This is a genomic window from Stenotrophomonas sp. P5_B8 (genome assembly GCF_054049855.1).
The window spans coordinates 1-2,785 of record NZ_JBFULO010000469.1; the positions used below are offsets into that span (position 1 = coordinate 1).

The window sequence follows — 2,785 nt, forward strand, 5'->3', positions numbered from 1 at the left end:
GCGGGACACGGTCCCGCTAACCCGCACACCCCGCCCCGGACAGCTGGTCGGTGGCCGCGGAACAGCGGCGCAGCGCCGAGCAAGGGCACGAATACACCGCAGCCTCTGCTTCTTCGTTGCGCGCCAGCGCTCGCCCAAACCGGCGGAGGCGCGCAACTGCAGCCGTTGATCCCGCCCTATCGACGCAAACAAAAAGGCCGCCCGAGGGCGGCCTTTCTGCATCCGGCAATGTCGCCAGGACGTTACTGCATCATATGCACGTTCATGTTGTGCATGACCCACAGCGAACCGGCCACGATGATGCCGATCACCACGACCGTGAAGGCCGCCGCGCTCACGTTCCAGCGCTGCGCCGAAGAGCGGTCCAGGTGCAGGAAGAACACCAGGTGCACCAGGATCTGCAGCACCGCGGCGATCACGATGATGACGCCGGTGGTGAAGGTCGGCAGGTTGCCGTGCATCACCAGCCAGAACGGGATGATGGTCAGCACCGCCGCCAGCACGAAGCCGGTCAGGTAGGACTTGACGCTGCCGTGGCTCTCGCCGCCGGCACCGTGGTCGTGTGCGTGATTGTCATGTGCGGACATTACAGCGCTCCCTTCAGGTAGACGACGGAGAACACGCCGATCCAGATCAGGTCCAGGAAGTGCCAGAACAGGCTCAGGCACGCCATGCGGGTCTTGTTGGTCGGGGTCAGGCCGTTCTGCTTGATCTGGATGAACATGATCAGCAGCCACAGCAGGCCGGCGCTCACGTGCAGACCGTGGGTACCCACCAGCGCGAAGAACGCCGACAGGAACGCACTGTGGTCCGGACCGTAGCCCTCATGGATGAGGTGGTTGAACTCCCACACTTCCATGATCATGAAGCCGAAGCCCAGCAGCCAGGTCAGCCCCAGCCACAGGTACATCTGCCCGACCTTGTGCTTGTGCAGGGCAATCATGCCCAGCCCGAAGGTCAGCGAGGAGACCAGCAGCAGCGTGGTTTCCCAGGCGACGAAGGACAGGTCGAACAGGTCCTTCGGGCCGGGGCCGCCGTTGGTGCCGCCGGACAACACGATGTAAGTGGCAAACAGACTGGCGAAGATGAGGCAGTCGCTCATCAGGTACACCCAGAAACCGAAGACGGTGTTGCCGCCGGTGTCGTGGTGCTCGTGCTCGTCATGGCCGTGGGCCGCCGCGTGCGCGGCGTGCCCATGGTTCATGCTGTTGGTGGGGATAGTGCTGCTCATGCCTTCAGCTCCGATTTCACCAGGCCCTGCGCCACCAGGTGGCGACGGTGCTCATTTTCGATGCGCTCCACTTCGGCAGCCGGCACGTAGTAATCCGTGTCCTTGTCGAAGGTGCGCCAGATGAAGGTGCCGATCATGCCGACCAGGCCGACGATGGCCAGCCACCAGATATGCCAGATCATCGCAAAGCCGAAGACCAGGCTGAAGGCACCGATCACCACGCCCGTGCCGGTGTTGCGCGGCATGTGGATGTCGCTGTACTTGGCCGGACGTTCCCACGCCTCACCACGCTGCTTGCGCTCCCAGAAGTCGTCCAGTTCGGTGACCTTGGGCAGTGCGCCGAAGTTGTAGAACGACGGCGGCGAAGAGGTTTCCCACTCCAGCGTGCGCGCATCCCACGGGTCGCCGGTCAGGTCTGCGGTCTTCTTGCGGTCGCGGATGGACACGGCGATCTGGATCACTTGGCACAGAATGCCGGCGCCAATGATGAACGCGCCGAACATGGCGATCACCAGCAGCGGCTGGTATTCCAGGTTCGGGTAGCTCTGCATGCGGCGGGTCATGCCCATGAAGCCCAGGATGTACAGCGGCATGAACGCCACGTAGAAGCCGATGAACCAGCACCAGAACGCGCGCTTGCCCCAGGTTTCGTTGAGGCGGAAGCCGAACATCTTCGGCCACCAGTAGCTGATGCCGGCAAACATGCCGAACACCACGCCGCCGATGATGACGTTATGGAAGTGGGCGATCAGGAACAGGCTGTTGTGCAGCACGAAGTCGATGGCCGGGATCGCCAGCATCACGCCGGTCATGCCGCCGATGGTGAAGGTGACCATGAAGCCGATCGTCCACAGCACCGGAGTGGTGAACTGCACGCGACCGCGGAACATCGTGAACAACCAGTTGAAGATCTTCACGCCGGTCGGGATCGAAATGATCATCGTCGTTATGCCGAAGAACGCATTGACGTTGGCACCCGAGCCCATGGTGAAGAAGTGGTGCAGCCACACGATGAACGACAACACGCCGATGCAGGCGGTGGCGTAGACCATGCCCTTGTAGCCGAACAGCGCCTTGCGCGAGAACGTGGCGATGACCTCGGAGAACACGCCGAAGGCCGGCAGCACCAGGATATAGACTTCCGGGTGACCCCAGATCCAGATCAGGTTGATGTACAGCATGGCGTTGCCGCCACCGTCATTGGTGAAGAAATGCGTGCCCAGGTAACGGTCCAGGGTCAGCAGCACCAGGGTGATGGTCAGCACCGGGAAGGCGGCGATGATCAGCACGTTGGTGACCAGCGCGGTCCAGGTGAAGATCGGCATGTGCATCAGCTTCATGCCGGGGGTGCGCATCTTCAGGATGGTAATGAAGAAGTTGATACCGCTCAGGGTGGTACCCAGGCCAGCGACCTGCAGGCCCCATATGTAGTAATCCACACCGACGCCTGGACTGTATTCCTTGCCAGACAACGGCGGGAAGGCCAGCCAGCCGGTCTGCGCGAATTCACCCACGCCCAGCGAGATCATCACAAGGCCCGCGCCCGCCACGAAC

The 2,785-nt window shown here is 62.3% G+C and carries 3 protein-coding genes; all 3 read right to left on the bottom strand.

Annotation, left to right across the window (positions count from 1 at the left end):
- Window positions 1-242 precede the first annotated feature (242 nt).
- Window positions 243-587, bottom strand: a complete 345-nt coding sequence (cyoD, locus tag ACXJKH_RS18160) for a cytochrome o ubiquinol oxidase subunit IV (protein WP_256776421.1) — start codon at window positions 585-587, stop codon at window positions 243-245.
- A complete protein-coding gene (gene cyoC / locus ACXJKH_RS18165; protein WP_256776420.1) occupies window positions 587-1,231 on the bottom strand; it encodes a cytochrome o ubiquinol oxidase subunit III in 645 nt (214 codons plus the stop codon). Before cyoC ends, cyoD begins: the two co-directional genes overlap by 1 nt.
- Window positions 1,228-2,785: cbb3-type cytochrome c oxidase subunit I (locus ACXJKH_RS18170; protein ID WP_457321432.1), on the bottom strand; the 1,558-nt coding region annotated here is incomplete at its 5' end. The genes ACXJKH_RS18170 and cyoC, both read right to left, overlap by 4 nt.

Bases quoted from the DNA above. Each gene is read 5' to 3' on its own strand.
- cyoD (WP_256776421.1), bottom strand. From the start codon at position 587: ATGTCCGCACATGACAATCACGCACACGACCACGGTGCCGGCGGCGAG.
- cyoC (WP_256776420.1), bottom strand. From the start codon at position 1,231: ATGAGCAGCACTATCCCCACCAACAGCATGAACCATGGGCACGCCGCG.